This is a genomic window from Cytobacillus sp. ABV4_503 (assembly GCF_056158445.1).
The window spans coordinates 1,292,761-1,310,890 of sequence record NZ_JBSWTH010000001.1; the positions used below are offsets into that span (position 1 = coordinate 1,292,761).

Consider the following 18,130-nt stretch of genomic DNA (forward strand, 5'->3'; position numbering starts at 1 on the left):
AAGGGATAGGAGTAGGAGGAAGAACGTTGCGCTATAAAAGAATACAGCTGCTGACTGAAATTCAGCAAAAAAGGGAAAAAATGATAGAAACAGCCAAGAAAAATGGAATGGCGAGCCAGGAAACTGTGCGCTGCAGCCAGGAACTTGATCAATTAATTTTTGAATATCAATGCGTCATTAAAAGAGAGAAGGAACAAAAGAAAAGAATGAGGATTTCCTTCCGGGAAATGATTCTCTCATGGAGGAAAGCAGTTGTATAATATTAAAAAGCCGAGCATATAAATTGAGGAGCATATAATAAGGAAGCAAAAAAAAGGATCCATAATGGGTCCTTTTTTTTATTTGGGGAGCCTGCTTCCTTTTGAGCAGCACATTTCTTATTAATTCCTTATTGCAGTACTATGCCTGTATCGAGAATCATATATCGTAATACAAAGCTTTTTTATAAATCTCTTAAAGCGAACAATACTCATACAAGTTTTAAGTTAAGAGGAGGGAAAGTAAAAAATGCACATAGTTGTGTGTGTCAAGCAAGTCCCAGATACAAAAATTATTAAAATCAATCCCAAGACCAATACTCTTGACCGGCGAAGTGCTCCTGCCATTTTAAACCCTTATGACGCCCATGCAGTGCAGGAAGCAGTGAAAATAACAAAGACCTTAGGAAAAGGCATTATTTCGGTTTTATCCATGGGGCCTCCACAGGCTGTTGCTGTTATTAAGAAAAGCATCGAAATTGGAGCAGACCGCGGTTTTTTAATCTCGGACCGTGCATTTGCCGGTGCAGATACACTCGCAACAAGCTATGCTCTTTCTAAAGCATTGGAACGCATTTCAAAAGATATGCCTGTGGATTTAATCATATGCGGAAAACATGCTATTGATGGAGATACCGGCCAGGTGGGACCAGGAATAGCAAGAAGGCTGGATATTCCGCCAGTTACAAATGTTATAGAGGTATCCGAATTTAATGAAGGTGAAAAAACGATCCTGATCAAAAGGAAAATTACGGACGGGTATGAATTGATACAAGCTCAAGTCCCTTGTCTGCTGACCGTTGAAAAAGAGATTAATAGCATAGAATACTCTCCTATGCCTAACATGATAAAAGCTGCCAGGTATGAGCCGGTTATCTGGTCTGTAAATGATCTCGAGGATGTGGATCGTACACAGCTCGGTTTGAAAGGGTCTCCTACGATAGTTGGAAAAATGTTTACCCCTCCCAAGCCGGAAGGCGGAAAGAGGCTTGAAGGGAATGCGGACGAACAGGTTAAGCAGCTGATGGAGCTTCTTAATGATAAGAAAGAGCTGTTTGTAAGCCGATAACAGAAATAATTAGGGGGTAATTTACATGATGGATGAGAACCGGGGAGTGTGGGTATTCATAGAACAAAATGATGGAAAAATTGAGGGGGTATCCCTTGAATTGCTCGGTGCAGGCAGGAAGCTGGCAGATAAGCTGGATGTGCCTCTTTCCGGTGTGCTGCTTGGTTATGAAATAATGCCTTTAAGTCAGGAGGTAATCGCTTATGGAGCTGATCAGGTATATGTAATAGACCATGAAGTAATGAAGGATTACCGGACAGAATCATATATGAAGGCAGTTATCAATCTTGCAGAAAAATATAAACCTGAAATATTTCTTTATGGGGCCACTTCCAATGGTAAAGATTTGGCCAGTGCTGTTGCTACAGATCTTAGCACAGGATTGACTGCAGATACAACCATGCTGGATGTCGAAGTGGATAAGAGGCTTCTTGAAGCAAGCCGCCCGGCGTTTGGGGGAAATATAATGGCAACCATCCTTTGTAAAAAGCACCGGCCGCAGATGGCTACTGTCCGTCCTAAGGTTATGAAAGCCATGGAGCCAGATCCAGATAGGCAGGGAGAGGTTATAAAAGAAGCGATTGCTCTAAGGGAAGATGACATGCGCACTAAGGTGATTAAAATTGTGAAAGATGTCACAAAAAAAGTGAATTTAGCAGATGCTCATGTTGTCGTTGCAGGCGGAAAAGGGATGGGTGATTTTCAAAACTTTCAGCTGATCCATGAGCTGGCTGAAGCAATTGGAGCAACCGTAGGGGGTACTAGGGATGTAGTGGAGGCTGGATGGCTGCCGCATGAACAGCAGGTAGGGCAGACCGGGGAAACTATTACACCAAAGGTCTATTTTGCTATTGGGATTTCAGGGGCAATTCAGCATGTCGTAGGCATGAAGAATTCAGAGTTCATTATTGCGATTAACAAAGATCCGGAAGCACCAATATTTGATGTAGCAACTTACGGAATCGTGGGTGATGCACTTGAAATTGTGCCGAAGCTAATTAAAGAGTTAAAGGAAGCAAGGGAAAGAGGGGGTGAAATGAGTTATGTCTGAAAAGTTTGATGTCATTGTGGTGGGGGCTGGGCCTGCAGGGACTTCCTGTGCATACACATGCGCCAAAAACGGTTTAAAAGTCCTGCAAATTGAAAGAGGAGAATATCCCGGCAGCAAAAATGTAATGGGCGGAGTTTTATACCGTAAGCAAATGGAGGAAATCATTCCGGAATTTTGGAAAGAAGCACCGCTGGAGAGGCCTGTCATAGAGCAGCGGTTTTGGATGATGGATAAAGAATCGACAGTGAGTTTTGGCTATAAAGGTCTTGAGTGGGGGAAGGAGCCATATAATAATTTTACAGTACTCCGGGCGCCATTTGACCAATGGTTTGCAAAAAAAGGGATTGAACAGGGAGTACTTTTAATAAATGAAACAGTCGTGCTTGAGTGTCTGACTGAAAATGGAAAAGTAGTTGGTGTAAGAACTGACCGGCCGGATGGTGAGGTGTATGCAGATGTGGTGGTTTTGGCAGATGGTGTAAATTCACTGCTGGCAAAACAGCTGGGCTACCATAAAGAATTTCGCCCTGATGAAGTGGCACTAACGGTAATGGAAGTCATTAATCTTTCAAAAGACAAAATTAATGACCGCTTTAACCTGGAAGACAACCAGGGCTGTACGATTGAAATATTTGGGGACTCTACGAAAGGCAATCTGGGAACTGCCTTTATTTACACCAATAAAGAGAGTATTAACATTGGTGTGGGAACCACACTGTCAAGCATGATTAAGGCAAAGCTTAAGCCTTATGACCTGCTGGATTATTTAAAAACACACCCTATGGTAAGACCTTTAATAGAAGGGGGAGAATCTGCTGAGTATCTGGCTCACTTGATTCCTGAGGGTGGCTACCATTCAGTGCCTAAAGTGGCCGGGGATGGTGTCCTTCTTGCAGGTGATGCTGCCCAGCTGGTTAATGCCATACATCGCGAAGGCTCCAATATGGCAATGGCTTCCGGAACGATGGCTGCAGAAACCATCATTGATGCCAAAAAACGGGGTGATTTTAGCGAAACAAGCTTGAATCAGTACAGGGAAACACTGTATCAAAGCTTTATTATTAAAGACCTGGAAAAATATAAAGATGCAACTCACACGTTTGAACACTATCCTCAGTATTTTAAGGAATATGTTCCAATGCTGAACAGGGCAGCAAGCAAATTCTTTACAGTTGATGGAACTCCTAAGAAAGATAAGCAAAAGGAAATTATGAAGAGCTTCACCAGTGAGCGCGGGACCATTCGTGTGCTTCAAGACATGTACAGGGCATGGAAGGCGGTGAAATAATGTCAACAAAAACGATCGAAGAAAAGCAATATTTAGTTCGTTTTAAGGCAGACACCAAATCACATCTTACCGTATTGGATCATGATATCTGCATGACAAAATGCCCCGATAAAATATGCACTATTTTCTGTCCGGCTGAGGTGTACAAGTGGGAAGGATTGAGAATGCAGGTGGGTTATGAAGGATGCCATGAATGCGGCAGCTGCCGGATTGGATGCCCATATCAGAATATTAAATGGGAATATCCTAAAGGCGGTCATGGAATAGTATTCAGGCTTGCATAAGTAAACCCCTATTTCATACAAAAACCGGCCATATTTGGCCGGTTTGAAAAGGGGGGTAATGAAAAAGGTTTTATCTTTCGGTACATTTATATTATAGATTAGAAATATTAACAAAATGTTAACAACCTATATCAAAACTATTAATCCTGCAGTATGTTATTCTGTTTTTATTATAAATTACCGCGTTAAAGCTTTTAAGTAATAGTACTTTAGTATCTTAATTTTATAGGCAGGATCTGTTAAACTAAAAGTGGTCGGACTATTATAGTTGACCCCCTATAATCTGGAGAGCTTAGAGATGTCTAGGCTCTTTTTTTTATAATGAATTATGAATTCAATTTTCTGAGGGTTTTGATTAAAAGTAGAAATTACCTATATGTATGTTATTTCACATTCGAGGGTAAAAAAAGAGTAACGCATAGGGGAATAAAATTTGAGGTTAGCTGATTCTCTCTTGTCTCTTTAAAAAATTAAACTGTGAGTTTTTTACATTGGCTTCAAGCTCTTTAGCATGTTCAAACGCTTTATGGATGCATTCGTACAGAGATGAAGAATAAAGCGCCTTATTCCATGAAAAACCTCCTTCTGAATTGGACGGATATAGGGTTACTTTCCAGACGTAGAATTCATTTTCCTGTTCTTTAAGCTGTCCTTCCAGTGCGATTAGCCAATGGGTTTGCCCAGCCGTAAGGAATGGCTCAGCTGCCTTTGCTGGAATAAGGCATTTTTGATAAAAATCAAAGTAGTTTGGCAGGTGCATATTTAATCCCTCCTAACATTTTACAGGGTATTTAGCTGCGCAAAGAGAGCTAATATCTTACCTTTATTATATGGCAAAAAAGGAGAAGATTGCACACAATTGTTAAAATTTTTAGAAAACTTTTAAAAAAGAATTCGCAATCCTTTTGAAAAAGGAGGGGTGACCCCTCCTTTTTATCTATTTATTCCATTCTGAAACAGTTTCATCCGGCGGGAGCAATAATGTCAGCAAACCCAGTACGGGAAGAAAGCCGGTTAATATAATCATATTTATCAGACCAACAGTGTCAGCAATATAGCCCAGAGCAATTGAGCCTATTGCCCCCATACCAAAAGCCAGCCCCACTGTAAGTCCTGCCATAGTGCCGATTTTACCCGGAACTAATTCCTGAGCGTATACTACCGTCACCGAAAAGCTTGACATCAGTATGAATCCGCTAGCCACGAGCATGACAAATGCAATTGGAGATGGAACGAAAGGAATCAGGATGGAAAGCGGAACAGTCAGGATCATGGACAGGAAAATAATCCTTTTCTTTCCAAACCGATCTGCAAGCGGCCCGCCAAAAAATGTGCCCAAAGCACCTGATACTAAAAATGCAAATAAGAAGAGCTGTGCCTGACTAATGGAGAAAGAATATTTTTCTATTGCATAAAAAGCGTAGAAATTTGTCATCCCGGAGATATACCATGAACGGGCAAATATCAAAAAGAGAACCAGGGTCAGTGCACGCCATACTCTTTTTGATATCTTTTTATTATTATGTCCACCAGCTAGTTTTTTAGCTCTGCCGGCAATTAGTTCTTCCTGAAGGCGTCCAGTATACCAAAATGCTATATAGATCAGCAGTCCGACTGCAATTGCAGCAACTGCAGTAAACCAGGCAGCTCCCATTTGACCGAGCGGAACTAGAATGAGCGCGGTAATGATAGGAGCAAGTGCCTGTCCTGTGTTTCCGCCGACTTGATAGATAGATTGAGCCAATCCTCTGCGCTGGCCAGCTGCCAAATAAGCAACCCTGGATCCTTCCGGGTGGAACACAGCTGAACCGAAACCAATCAATAATACCGATATAATAATCCATTTATAATCCGGGGCAAAGGCCAATCCTAATATGCCAAATAAAGTGAAAGTCAGGCCGATTGGCAAGGCGAAAGGGAACGGCTTTTTATCAGTGGCCATTCCAATAACCGGCTGCATGACAGATGACACGATATTCAGTGAAAAGGCAATCATTCCTAGCTGTGAGTATGAAAGCCCCATAGATTTTTCTAAAATGGGAAACATGGCTGGAATAACTGATTGTATAGAGTCATTCAATAGGTGGCAAAGGCCAATAATGAATAAGATTCGATAGGCCGTTTTCTGCTGCGGCTCATATCTTGGGCTGATTGAAGCAGCGGTAGTACTCATGATATAGTCTCCTTTTTTCTGAACATTTCGCAAAGCTAAATATAGTTTACCTTATTCATTAGTCTTTCAAAATAGTTATTTTGGAAATCTATTAAATATTATATAATTTACATTATTCAGATTATATAAAAGGGCAGGGGAGCTAATGGAAAAAGCAGTTGATGCTTTAATGACGGACGATATTCTCAAAAATTTCCTTAGAATCTATTCTTTGAATATCGGGAATTATAAAAAGCTGGGTGACTTTGAAAACTATGTTTATGAGGTTCATAAAGATGGAATAGCATATATTTTGAGGATAACCCACTCATCTCACCGCATGCTGGAGGAGCTTCTATCAGAAGCAGACTGGATGAATTACCTGAAATCGAAGGATTTAAAGGTTTCAGAAGTTTTTCCATCACAGAATGGGAATATGGTTGAGAGGTTAACAGCCGAGGGCGGTTCTGCCTTTTATGCCAGCCTGTTTTCAAAAGCAGAGGGAAAACCAATAAGTGTTCGGGCACGCGAATTCAATCAGGAGTTATTTCAAGCATGGGGAAGAGCGGTGGGGAAAATGCACGCAGCCACAAAATCATATGTTCCATCAGCTGGAATTTTACCGCGAATGCATTGGGATGAAGAAGAACTGCTTTTAGTGGAGAAATATATACCGGCAGAAGATCAATTGGTCATTAAGCATACAAAGGATTTATTGAATCTGCTTCAAAATTTGCCGAAAAATATAAACAGTTTTGGCCTTATTCATACGGATCTTCATTCGGGAAACTTTTTTTATGATGGGAAAGATATTCATGTATTTGATTTTGATGACTGCTGTCATCATTGGTTTGCATCTGATATAGCGATTCCGCTGTATTACTCACTTTTATATAAGTTCAAAGAGGTGGATACAGCAGAAATGAAAATATTTGGTAAACATTTCCTGGATGCGTTTTTGGTTGGCTATCAGCTGGAAAATGAAATTCCTGATGGTTTGGAAAGGCGAGCTGCCCTTATTTCTGAGGCTGAGAGATATCACACTTTATTCCGTCCTTCATAAAAAAATTGCTCCTGAAGACAGGAATTCGCAGCTATTATTTATGATGGAGACGATAAAGAAAAGAATAGAGAGAAATGATCCTATCTATCCGATTTAAAAAAGAAGGTGCCCGTCAGTGTGCACCTTCCTTTTTTATGCGTTTTTAATAGGAAGAAAAATATCTACATGCGTTCCTTTAGTTTCTTTGCTTGTAATAAATATTTCACCGCCGAAAGAGTGCAGAATGCGTCTGCAGACCACGAGGCCAAGGCCCGTGCCCATTTCCTTTGAAGTGTAAAATGGATGGAAAATTTTTTCAATCTCATTTTCAGGGATTCCTGAGCCTGTGTCCGCAATCTTAAGCTGACACTTGGAATGCATTTTATTTAGCTTGATTGTCAGCTTTCCTCCGCCCTCCATCGATTCAAAAGCGTTTTTCGTTAAATTCAGGACAACCTGCTTCATCTGGTCTTTCGTACAATCGACCATGACAGGTTCATCTGAAAGAGCAGATTCAAAAGTGACATTGTGTAAATTAGCTTCGGAGCGTATCAAGGGTTCTAATTCCTTTATGATATTTCTCAAATCCATCGTTTCCATCTTTTGAGCTGCAGGTTTACCCAGTATTAAAAATTCACTTACAATTTCATTAATTCTGCTTATCTCATCATTAATAACTGAAAAGTAATACTGGTCATGTGTATTCGTATATTTTTCACTTAATAGCTGTATAAGGCCTTTTATTCCTGTTAAAGGGTTCCTGATTTCATGGGCAGTGCTGGCAGCAAGAGTACCCACCAGTTCCAGCTTTTGGAGCTCATTTTCCTTTTTTTCCTCTTCATTCTGCTTTTTAAGCCTTAAATACTTAATAAAGAGAAATAGAATATGGCTTATAATCATTAATACAAGGATAGCCTTAAAAGCATCTTTGGCAATTTCCAGCATATCTCTTGGCGGCAATTCTACTTTTACACTCCAGGGAAGCCTGTCAATTGGAATTGAGATGCTATTATGCCTGGAAAACGATGAGTCACCATTCATGTTGATGTCCATAATCGTTTCCCTTTCTGAATTAAGGACAGAAAGCCGTGCTTCAGGAGTAAGAAGTCTCATAATATTTTGTACGTAATCCACCCTCATATGTGCCACAATAATAGAGATTACCTCTCCATTGTCGTTGAATACGGGCTTTCCTATCCCAACTACTGTTTGCCCATTGGTGAGGGTTTCAGGTGAGTTAGAGATAACAATATCTTTCGTGCGTGAAACCTCATTTAGATATTTCTTTTTAGATAAATCGGAGTTCGCTAAAAATTGATTTGACCCTGTAAGAACCTTTCCGCTGGGATCAAGAAGGTAAATCCCGCCATATCGCGGATCCAGCTGATTGGCTTTTTGGAGCAGAGGCTCCAGTTTATCAGATGGCGTGTCAGCACTTCCTGCAGTCAGTGATAACATCTCAAGTGTGGTCACAGTTTCAGATATAAACTGATCCCAGCTCCTTTGGTGTATGGAGCCAATCCATTTTGCTTCTTCCAGTCTTTTTTCATCGTTTTGATTAACAGAGTCAATAACGAAAAAGATGCTGCCGGCCAAAGTGGGAATAATTACTGCGATTAAATATAGTAGTAAATTTCGTTTTCGACTATTCATCAGGTTAACTCCAGCATAATTAGGTTGATTTGTTCTTATCTAAGTGACATTATCAATATTATACCATTTTGTGTTAAAAGTGGTTTTTTTCTTTCAAAGGAATGATATTTTATATGTAAGGAGGGGTTATTTGATGAAATCAGAGGTTTTTCTCACGATTTTAGCTACAAGTGATGTCCATGGACATGTTTATCCATATTATTATGGAACTGGAGAGCACGCTGATCATGGGCTGGGTAAGCTTGCAGCAATAATTAAGAAAGAAAAGGAACAATCTGAGATCTCCATTCTTATTGATAACGGCGATCTGATCCAGGGAACTCCTCTAACTTATTATTATTCCAGATACTTAAAAAACCAAAAAAATCCCATGATTCAAATATTAAATGAACTTGAATATGATGCAGCTGTAATCGGAAATCATGAATTCAACTATGGAAAGAACATACTTGCAAGAGCTGTCAGCGAGTCCAATTTCCCATGGCTGTCAGCCAATATTTTATTCAATTCAACAAAGGAAACGTATTTCGGGCTACCTTATAAAATAAAATCTTTTCCAAATGGTTTGAAAGCAGCGGTAGTAGGTGTCACAACCCAGTATATCCCCAATTGGGAGAAAAGGCAGCATATTGAACATCTTGTTTTTGAATCTGCGGTGATCAGCTTAAAGAGGTGGGTTTCATATATTCAGGAGGAAGAGAAACCAGATTTGATTATTGTCTCTTATCATGGCGGCTTTGAAAGGGATATCAGAACAGGTGAAGAGACAGAAGAACAAACTGGAGAAAATGAAGCATATCGGATTTGTACAGAAGTTCCTGGAATTGATGTTCTGATTACCGGGCATCAGCACCGTTATATTGAAGGAGAACAAGTAAATGGTGTGGCTGTTGTGCAGCCGGGATTTAATGGTCAAGCGCTTGCAAAGGTTACCGTTAAATTCAGAAAGAAACACAATGATTGGCTGATTGATGAAAAACACTCTGCCTTAATTTATCCGGACGGAATGCCGCCTGATAATGAGGTGCTGCAACTTGCCGGGTATTATGAATCTAAAACCCAGAAATGGCTGGATAAGGTGATCGGTGAAATTGATGGGGATATGCTGATTGATAATATATTTGAGGCGCGTACAGGGGAGCATCCGCTGATTGAATTCATTAATAAAGTGCAGATGGAAGCGTCAGGTGCTGATATTTCCTGTACGGCCTTATTTCATGAGGGGGCACCGGGATTCAAGTCTAAAGTAACGATGAGAGAAATTGTTTCTAACTATATTTATCCAAATTCATTATGTGTTCTCAAAGTTACAGGAAAAGACATTAAAGGCGCTTTGGAGCGGTCAGCAGCTTATTTTGAATTGAACAGTGACGGAAAAATTATGGTGAATCCTGATTTTTCGTATCCAAAGCCACAGCATTATAATTACGATATGTGGGAAGGTATTGAGTATAAAATAGATATTTCACGACATAAGGGCAGCAGGATCACAAAGCTTCTCTATAAAGGGCATCCTATCAGGGAAGATGGCGAGTATCATGTAGTAATGAACAATTACCGTGCTGCTGGTGGTGGAGGCTACAATATGTTCAAGGATAAGCCAGTGGTGAAAGAAATTTTAACCGATATGACCGAATTGATTGCCGACTACTTCTTTGAAAAGAAAAAGGTAATTCCAACTCTTAATCACAATTGGGAGGTTGTAGCGGGCAAATGATCCGAATGTGTTAAATTGACAGCTTTCTTCCTGTTTTCTATAATGATTGAGAATTGAATTTAGGTAAACGCTACTAATTAAATGGTAAAGGGATTGGATAAAATGGGGTCTGAACAAATTGACCAATCGTTGAAATTGTTTATTGTCCTGTCCAGGGCATATAGGGCAATAAATGAAAATGTAAATAAACTAATACAAACTTATGGATTGAACCCAACTGAATTTGCTGTTCTGGAACTGCTTTACCATAAAGGTGAGCAGCCTTTGCAGCAGATTGGCGGGAAAATACTGTTGGCCAGCGGAAGCATCACATATGTAGTGGACAAGCTAGAGCAGAAAGGCTTGTTAAAAAGGGTCGCATGCCCGAATGACAGAAGAGTTACCTTTGCACAAATAACAGATAAGGGAAAAGACTTTATCGAAAACATATTCCCTGACCATGAAAAGCATATCCATTCATTAATGTCCGAGCTTACTCCAGAAGAAAAAGGTACGGCCATTGAGTTATTAAAGAAGCTTGGACTGTCTATCTCCAATGATAAAAATGGGGTACAGTAATTAAAACAGCCTTAACCGGCTGTTTTTTATTTTGTGCTTTATAGATAGGTTCAGGGGAGGAAATTAACCAAATATTGTCGAAATAGTTTAGTGGTTTGTTTAAAATCGATTTACATATACATGAGGGGGCAATAATGTGAGATTTGAAGACTATGCATATGTTCGTCCGAATCTTGAAAAAGTAAAGGGGAACTTCGAAGCAGCGCTTGAGAAATTTGAAAATGCAGCTTCTGCAGAACAGCAAAATCGAGCTATGAAGGAAATTAATGATATTCGCAATGATGTCGGCACGATGTTCAACCTTTGCTATATCCGTCATTCAGTTGATACAAATGATGAATTCTATAAAGCAGAGCAGGAATATATGGATGAAATTCAGCCTGAAGTAGAAGGGTTTGTTACAAGGTATTATCAGGCTTTGGTTAATTCGAAGTTCAGGGCAGAGCTTGAAGAAAAATGGGGGAATCAGCTGTTTGCGCTTGCTGAAGCACAATTGAAGGTGTTCTCGCCAGAGATTGTTCCCCTTTTGCAAAAAGAAAATAAGCTTTCTTCAGAGTATACTAAATTAATTGCTTCAGCCAAGATTGATTTTGAAGGTGAAGAACGCACTCTTGCCCAATTGGAGCCATTTACTGAATCTACAGATCGCGAAATGCGCAAGAAAGCAAGCGAAGCACGCTTTGGTTTCCTGGGAGATAATGAGAATGAGCTGGACCGTATTTATGATGAGCTTGTCAAGGTTAGAACAGGGATTGCCCATAAACTTGGATATGCGAATTTTGTTGAACTGGCTTATTTCCGCATGTACCGGACAGATTATAACGCGGAGATGGTTGCAAATTTCCGCAAGCAGGTGAAGGATTTCATCGTTCCAATCGCCACAAGGCTAAAGGAAAGGCAAAGAGAGCGGATTGGCGTTGACAGGCTGAAATATTACGATGAAGGATTTGAATTTAAAACAGGAAATGCTGTACCGAAAGGCGATCCGGAATGGATTATTGAAAACGGACAAAAAATGTATGACGAGCTTTCCAGAGAAACCAGTGAATTTTTCACTTATATGAGAGAAAATAATCTAATGGACCTGGTAGCCAAAAAGGGAAAAGCAGGGGGCGGCTATTGCACATATATTGAAAACTATAAATCCCCATTCATTTTCTCTAACTTCAATGGGACTTCAGGAGATATTGATGTTCTTACCCATGAAGCAGGCCATGCATTCCAGGTGTATTCAAGCAGCCATTTTGAGATCCCTGAATATAACTGGCCAACTTATGAAGCTGCTGAAATTCATTCCATGAGTATGGAGTTTTTCACTTGGCCGTGGATGGAGGGCTTCTTTAAAGATGATACCGAGAAATACAAGTTTTCTCATTTGAGCGGAGGACTGCTATTCTTGCCTTACGGAGTATCAGTTGATGAATTCCAGCATTGGGTATATGAAAACCCGGAAGCATCACCTCAGGAAAGAAAACAGGCATGGAGAGAAATTGAGAAGAAATACTTACCGCATAAAGATTATGATGGGAATGAGTATTTAGAGAACGGCGGATTTTGGCAGAGGCAGGGCCATATCTACAATTCACCTTTCTATTATATCGATTACACATTGGCGCAGATTTGTGCATTTCAATTCTGGAAAAGGTCTCGGGAGAATCAGGAAGCGGCATGGAAGGATTATTTAAAATTGTGCCAGCTTGGCGGCAGCAAGCCTTTCACAGGCCTTGTTAAAGATGCTGGATTGATTTCTCCTTTTGAAGAGGGCTGTGTCGAGTCTGTTATCGGAGAAATTGAAAACTGGCTGAATTCCGTGGATGATAAGAGTTTATAAAAAAATAAGAAAGAGCCGGAAATTCTTGATTCCGGCTCTTTCTTATTTTTTAGCGGAGGGGTTTAATGACAATTGAACCGTCAACAAGATCGGCCTGTAATTGGCTATTTCCGCCATGATCAATGATGAAATCAGCAATCTTGTCTTCAAGTTCATCCTGGATGATCCTTCTTAATGGCCGTGCGCCAAAAACGGGATGATATCCATCCGCAGCTAATTTCTCCTTGGCTTCCTTGGTAACAGTCAATTCAATATCCTGTTCAATTAATGTTTCCTGAAGCTCATTAAGCATTAAGTCGACAATTTTCAATAAATGCTCTTTTTCCAAAGCTTTAAATTCAATAATGCTATCAAAGCGGTTCAGGAATTCCGGCTTAAAGAAGCTGCCGAGCGATTCAAGAATGTTTGACTCCATGACGGCGTCAGCTGCACTAAATCCAACATGGATTTCTTTTTGCCCTGCTCCTGCATTGCTTGTCATGATAATGACTGTATCTTTAAAGCTGACAGTGCGGCCATGGCTATCTGTCAGGCGCCCATCTTCCAGTATTTGAAGGAACATGTGCTGTACATCTGGATGTGCTTTTTCTATCTCGTCAAGCAGAATGATGCTGTATGGGTTTCTGCGTACCCGCTCAGTAAGCTGTCCGGCTTCTTCATGGCCCACATATCCTGGAGGGGAACCGATAATTTTTGCTACGCTGTGTTTTTCCATATATTCACTCATATCAAGCCTGATCATGCTGTCTTTTGAGCCGAATAGCTCTTGGGAAAGTGTTTTGGTCAGCTCAGTTTTGCCGACGCCTGTTGGCCCGACAAATAGAAATGAGCCAATTGGGCGGTACTTTGATTTAAGTCCTGCACGGCTTCGGCGAATTGCCTTTGCAACTTTCCGCACGGCTTCCGCCTGTCCAATTACTTTTTCTGCAAGACTTGCCTCAAGGTTCTGCATTTTTTCCTGCTCATCTTCTGCTAATTTGCCGACAGGAATCCCGGTTTTCTTTTCAATAATCTCCTGAATATGGCTAACGTCAATAACTGGCCGTTCTGCCTTGTTGTCCCCGTTTAGTGCCTGCTGGAGTTTTAGTTCCTTTTCACGGAGTTTTGCAGCATCTTCATATTTTTCTTCTTTTAAAACAAGTTCTTTCTGCCTGCTGATTTCTTTCAGCTGTTTTTCAATATCTTCTGCTGGTATATATCCTGATTGAAGATTCATTTTAGAACCTGCTTCATCCATTAAATCAATGGCTTTGTCAGGAAGGAACCGGTCCTGAATATATCGGCTTGACAGCTGCACACATGCTTTAATGGCATGTTCAGTAAAAGAAACATCATGGTAATCTTCGTATTTTTGTTTCAGTCCCATCAAGATTTCAATTGCCTCATTTTCAGCGGGCTCTTCTATTTGAACAGGCTGGAACCTGCGTTCCAATGCTGGATCTTTTTCAATTTGGCGGTATTCTTTCAATGTGGTGGCTCCGACCACTTGAAGCTCTCCCCGTGCAAGGGCGGGCTTTAGAATGTTGCCTGCATCCATTGATCCTTCGGCTGACCCTGCTCCAACAAGCAAATGAATTTCATCTATAAAGAGAATAATATTCTTGCGTGTCTGAAGCTCCGAGATCAGCTGCTTCATGCGTTCTTCGAATTGGCCGCGAATGCCTGTGTTTGCAACCAGGGATGCCACATCCAGCAAATAGACTTCTTTATTTTGAAGTTTCTTTGGTGCATTTCCTTCGGCAATCTTAATGGCTAGCCCTTCGGCAATAGCTGTTTTACCTACTCCTGGTTCACCGATTAAGACCGGATTATTTTTGGTTCTTCTATTTAAAATTTCAATCACACGATTTATTTCTAAATCCCGTCCGATGACTGGGTCAATTAAACCTGCTTTGGCAAGCTGTGTAAGATTTCGTCCGAATTGATCGATAAATCCGCCATTGCCATGATTGTGTCCCGGCGCTTCTTTTAGATCATAGTTTTCATTTCCTTGAGAGGCAGCCATCTTCTTGAAGAAATCCTCCAAAGGCATTTGGCCAAAACCTGAAAAACCACTCAAAGCAGGCCCAAAGGAAGTAAGGCTATGTTGCTTTTCAGTTTGATAACAGCTATGGCAAAGGTTTAGATTTCGTTCATTTCCATTCAATTTCAGTCTTAATTGTACATTTGCTTGTTTTGTTTGACATTTTTGACAAAGCATTTTGCATACCTCCATAAAAAGTTTGGTCTGACTTTGACTATATTTGACTTTATACCTGCATTATAATTTGACCTTCTTTGACTTTCAAGTATTTTTGTTTTGGTATTTTTTCCCTTAACTGTAGTTTAGCCTTATTGCAAAAAAGCTCGTCTTTGTTTGTACCAGCCTACATATATTGGAAAGGAAGGAGGAGATTAAGTGAAAACGAATTGGGGGGCAGCTTTCCAGATCGCTGCCGTTTATGTGGGAACCGTGGTGGGAGCGGGCTTTGCCACTGGCAGGGAGATTGTGGAGTTTTTTTCCCGATTTGGTTTTATCGGTTTAATTGGGATCTTAATGAGCGGCTATATCTTTATTTTTCTCGGCTCCAAATTAATGAGAATCTCTGCCCGAATAAAGGCTGCATCTTATCAGGAATTAAATGAATATTTATTTGGAAGATTTTTTGGTTCTGCCATTAATATATTGATGCTGTTTATGCTGCTGGGCGTTTGCGCCGTCATGCTGTCAGGTGCAGGAGCAGTGTTTGAAGAACAGATCGGCATCAGCAAGACTGCAGGATTGCTCATAACGATAGGGTTAACGATTATTACAATGATAGTGGGTATCCGCGGATTATTCGCTGTGAATACGTTTGTTGTTCCGATGATGATTGCATTTAGCTTTATTTTGTTGTTCATAAGCATGAAACTCCCTAATTTTGCAGAACAGGTTCTATTTATCCCATATGCTGAAGATGGATGGAAAGCGGTAGTGGCTCCGTTCTCTTATACGGCTCTGAATTTGACATTGGCCCAAGCAGTATTAGTGCCTGTGGCTTCAGAAATAAATGACGATCGGACAATAAAGTGGGGTGGATACCTTGGAGGAGCCGCATTGACTCTCATCCTGCTTTCCAGCCATTTGACGCTGATGATGCTCCCAAATCTGGAAGCTTATGATATCCCAATGGCTGCTATTGTTAAGACGTTGGCATCATCTTTCTATTGGATATTTGTTTTTGTCATCTATGGTGAAATTTTCACTTCTGTGATTGGGAATGTGTTTGGGATCGAGAGACAGGTAAAAAAGTATATTTCAGTTCCGAGTATTATTATTGTGGGCTTTATTTTTGTAGTATGTTACTTTATCAGTTTGATCAATTATGGAACACTGCTTTCCTATTTATATCCGGTATTCGGATATGTAAGTTTAACATTTATTATTCTTCTGTGGATGAAGCCATTTGATGATGGAAGTAAGGGCAAGAAAGCTTGATTAAAGCTAAATAAAAGAGATCCGTTTTGCACGGATCTCTTTTTCATTTCATTATTTTTGCGGCTCTTCCTTCATAATGGTTTTCGCCATCTGAAGGAAAGCATCTTCATGGTCAGCTTCTTCCTTATTGAATAGGGTAAGCTTCAGAGAAAGATCTTCGTTTTTCACAAGATAGGCTGAAACCAGCTCACCGTTTCCTTCAGCTTTCATTACAGTAGCATCTTTGTAAAAATCATCTGAAGGAGCTTCAGATGTCTGCACATTTTCGCTAACAGCCCCTAATTGTGCTTTTGTATTTTCTTCGATCATATTCCAGTCTGCATCATTCGGAAGAAGTTCAATACGCATGAATACCTGATCATTTTCTGAAAGGTATAAGACATCTTTATTTGGCTCCTCGGCCGTTAGTTCATAGGCGGGCAAAACGTAAATAGAATAATTTTGATTATCACTATGCTTCAGGAAGGCAGTCTCTTCCTTCGCTTCACCCTCAACCATATAAGCCATATTCTGCTCAAGGATTCTGATAACACTGTCTCCTTCACCAACAGAGTCATCTTCTTCTGGATTCTGTTCTTCAGTCTGTTCCTGTCCTTCTGAAGCAGTTTCTTCTTCATTTTGCCCCGGATCTGCTCCATTGCCGGAATCATCCTGAGTCGTGCCGCAGCCTGTCAGGATAGCAGCAAATAATCCCAGCATTAAGATTAATTTCGCCATATTTTTCATTAATGTTTCATCCTCCCGTTGTCACTCCTAGCGCTTTTGCATAATTAGACGTAAATGGAATGAAAGAGTTACATATAAATTCCTATTAATTAGTACATTACCATTTATGTAAAACATCGACAAGACTCAATAAAAACTAAAAAAAATAGACAATCCATGATGGAATTGTCTAATCATTATTGAAATCTGCACGAGTCCATTTAATAAAAGGGGAGCAGGACGAACATCAATAAGTCAAAAACCAGGTGGGATACGATTACAAGCGGAAGGCTTCTTTTCCAAGCGTATAGCCATCCCCAGAAGAGGCCTGCGATTAACGCTGCAAAGGCTAGCATCCAGTATCCTGAATAAAAATGAACAGAAGAATAGAGGAGAGACGATAGTATGATGGATAACTTAACAGTCGTAAATTTCATCAATCTCTTTTGAACGAAACCCCTCCAAAAGACTTCTTCTCCTGGAACAATGATTAAGATCAGCGCAATATAGTGCCAGATAAAGGATGGTGAAAAACGGCCGTATAGTTTTTCAACCTGATTAACAAAGGGAAGATTGAGTATTTCAAATAAACTGTATCCGGCCCAAAAAAGACCGTACAAAAGGAAACCCGAAAGGACTCCATAGGTAATAAATGTTCCAAAAGTGGCCTTGTCTTCCACTTCCTCCATTATGATGGAATAACTGATTAGAAGCAGTAAAGAGGCAGAAAAGATATACCAAAAAATTGATTTATCCTGAAATGTAAAATACATAAGCAGATGAGCGAGTAATATCCCGCCAATAAATCGGACATCTGCGGCAACACTCTTCAATTTTTAATCTCCTTTCAATAAGAAAAGCCGAAGCGCCTTGCCCACGCCCGCCCCCCCGAAGGGGCAGGCGACGCTGCTAGACAGTTCTCAAAGCACAAAAAACTTTCTTATCTTTTTAAAAATAACCAAACACTATTTTAACAAAAAACAATCCTAAAAAGTAAGGAAAAGATTTCTTTGGAAACGTTAAGATAAAATAATGCAGATATGCTAATCATAAACCCATGAGAAGG

At 40.2% G+C, this 18,130-nt stretch carries 16 protein-coding genes; 10 read left to right on the plus strand and 6 right to left on the minus strand.

The features are described 5' to 3' along the window. The first annotated feature begins 26 nt into the window (after positions 1 to 26). The 5 genes from ACXAD1_RS06590 to ACXAD1_RS06610 all read left to right on the plus strand — a co-directional run bounded on the left by ACXAD1_RS06590 (position 27) and on the right by ACXAD1_RS06610 (position 3,949). Positions 27 to 260 (plus strand): Spo0E family sporulation regulatory protein-aspartic acid phosphatase, encoded by a 234-nt coding sequence (locus tag ACXAD1_RS06590; RefSeq protein ID WP_474909692.1) that lies wholly within the window; start codon positions 27 to 29, stop codon positions 258 to 260. A gap of 247 nt (positions 261 to 507) precedes the next feature. Continuing rightward, positions 508 to 1,326, plus strand: coding sequence for an electron transfer flavoprotein subunit beta/FixA family protein (locus ACXAD1_RS06595; protein ID WP_370222118.1), 819 nt, complete (start codon positions 508 to 510; stop codon positions 1,324 to 1,326). Between the two features lie 25 nt (positions 1,327 to 1,351). After that, positions 1,352 to 2,377: an electron transfer flavoprotein subunit alpha/FixB family protein gene (locus ACXAD1_RS06600; protein ID WP_206835816.1), complete on the plus strand. Its 1,026-nt coding sequence runs from the start codon at positions 1,352 to 1,354 to the stop codon at positions 2,375 to 2,377. Continuing rightward, the gene (locus ACXAD1_RS06605) at positions 2,370 to 3,665 is read left to right on the plus strand and encodes an FAD-dependent oxidoreductase (protein ID WP_243508221.1); all 1,296 of its coding nucleotides are present in this window, start codon (positions 2,370 to 2,372) and stop codon (positions 3,663 to 3,665) included. The genes ACXAD1_RS06600 and ACXAD1_RS06605 overlap by 8 nt, the downstream gene beginning before the upstream one ends. Next, positions 3,665 to 3,949 carry a ferredoxin family protein gene (locus ACXAD1_RS06610; protein ID WP_019381639.1) on the plus strand — a complete coding sequence of 95 codons (285 nt, stop codon included), beginning with the start codon at positions 3,665 to 3,667 and terminating at the stop codon, positions 3,947 to 3,949. The genes ACXAD1_RS06605 and ACXAD1_RS06610 overlap by 1 nt, the downstream gene beginning before the upstream one ends. A gap of 439 nt (positions 3,950 to 4,388) precedes the next feature. Here ACXAD1_RS06610 and ACXAD1_RS06615 read toward each other — a convergent pair whose 3' ends face one another. Continuing rightward, positions 4,389 to 4,709 carry a hypothetical protein gene (locus ACXAD1_RS06615; RefSeq protein WP_474909693.1) on the minus strand — a complete coding sequence of 107 codons (321 nt, stop codon included), beginning with the start codon at positions 4,707 to 4,709 and terminating at the stop codon, positions 4,389 to 4,391. Positions 4,710 to 4,886: 177 nt separating this feature from the next. Next, the gene (locus ACXAD1_RS06620; RefSeq protein ID WP_474909694.1) at positions 4,887 to 6,122 is read right to left on the minus strand and encodes an MFS transporter; all 1,236 of its coding nucleotides are present in this window, start codon (positions 6,120 to 6,122) and stop codon (positions 4,887 to 4,889) included. Positions 6,123 to 6,267: 145 nt separating this feature from the next. On the opposite strand from ACXAD1_RS06620, the gene ACXAD1_RS06625 reads away from it, so the two are divergent. Then, on the plus strand, positions 6,268 to 7,164 hold the full coding sequence (locus tag ACXAD1_RS06625) for a phosphotransferase enzyme family protein (RefSeq protein ID WP_474909695.1): 897 nt from the start codon (positions 6,268 to 6,270) through the stop codon (positions 7,162 to 7,164). A gap of 132 nt (positions 7,165 to 7,296) precedes the next feature. Here ACXAD1_RS06625 and ACXAD1_RS06630 read toward each other — a convergent pair whose 3' ends face one another. Next, a complete protein-coding gene (locus ACXAD1_RS06630; RefSeq protein ID WP_474909696.1) occupies positions 7,297 to 8,796 on the minus strand; it encodes an ATP-binding protein in 1,500 nt (499 codons plus the stop codon). Between the two features lie 133 nt (positions 8,797 to 8,929). Here ACXAD1_RS06630 and ACXAD1_RS06635 point away from each other — a divergent pair, with 133 nt between their 5' ends. From ACXAD1_RS06635 to ACXAD1_RS06645, 3 genes are all read left to right on the plus strand, one after another. Further along, on the plus strand, positions 8,930 to 10,513 hold the full coding sequence (locus ACXAD1_RS06635) for a bifunctional metallophosphatase/5'-nucleotidase (protein WP_206835837.1): 1,584 nt from the start codon (positions 8,930 to 8,932) through the stop codon (positions 10,511 to 10,513). 102 nt (positions 10,514 to 10,615) lie between these two features. Further along, positions 10,616 to 11,071, plus strand: coding sequence for a MarR family winged helix-turn-helix transcriptional regulator (locus tag ACXAD1_RS06640; RefSeq protein WP_206835839.1), 456 nt, complete (start codon positions 10,616 to 10,618; stop codon positions 11,069 to 11,071). Positions 11,072 to 11,207: 136 nt separating this feature from the next. After that, entirely contained in the window at positions 11,208 to 12,902 is a 1,695-nt protein-coding gene (locus ACXAD1_RS06645; protein WP_474909697.1) for a M3 family oligoendopeptidase, read from the plus strand. A gap of 49 nt (positions 12,903 to 12,951) precedes the next feature. Here the strand turns inward: ACXAD1_RS06645 and ACXAD1_RS06650 are convergent, their stop codons facing one another. Then, a complete protein-coding gene (locus ACXAD1_RS06650; RefSeq protein WP_370222125.1) occupies positions 12,952 to 15,102 on the minus strand; it encodes an ATP-dependent Clp protease ATP-binding subunit in 2,151 nt (716 codons plus the stop codon). Between the two features lie 198 nt (positions 15,103 to 15,300). Between ACXAD1_RS06650 and ACXAD1_RS06655 the strand changes: the two genes are divergently transcribed. Beyond that, a complete protein-coding gene (locus ACXAD1_RS06655) occupies positions 15,301 to 16,359 on the plus strand; it encodes a YkvI family membrane protein (protein ID WP_206835849.1) in 1,059 nt (352 codons plus the stop codon). A 51-nt stretch (positions 16,360 to 16,410) separates the two neighbouring features. Here ACXAD1_RS06655 and ACXAD1_RS06660 read toward each other — a convergent pair whose 3' ends face one another. Continuing rightward, the gene (locus tag ACXAD1_RS06660) at positions 16,411 to 17,085 is read right to left on the minus strand and encodes a hypothetical protein (RefSeq protein ID WP_474909698.1); all 675 of its coding nucleotides are present in this window, start codon (positions 17,083 to 17,085) and stop codon (positions 16,411 to 16,413) included. Positions 17,086 to 17,285: 200 nt separating this feature from the next. Further along, positions 17,286 to 17,897 carry a CPBP family intramembrane glutamic endopeptidase gene (locus tag ACXAD1_RS06665; RefSeq protein ID WP_370222127.1) on the minus strand — a complete coding sequence of 204 codons (612 nt, stop codon included), beginning with the start codon at positions 17,895 to 17,897 and terminating at the stop codon, positions 17,286 to 17,288. Between the last annotated feature and the right edge of the window lie 233 nt (positions 17,898 to 18,130).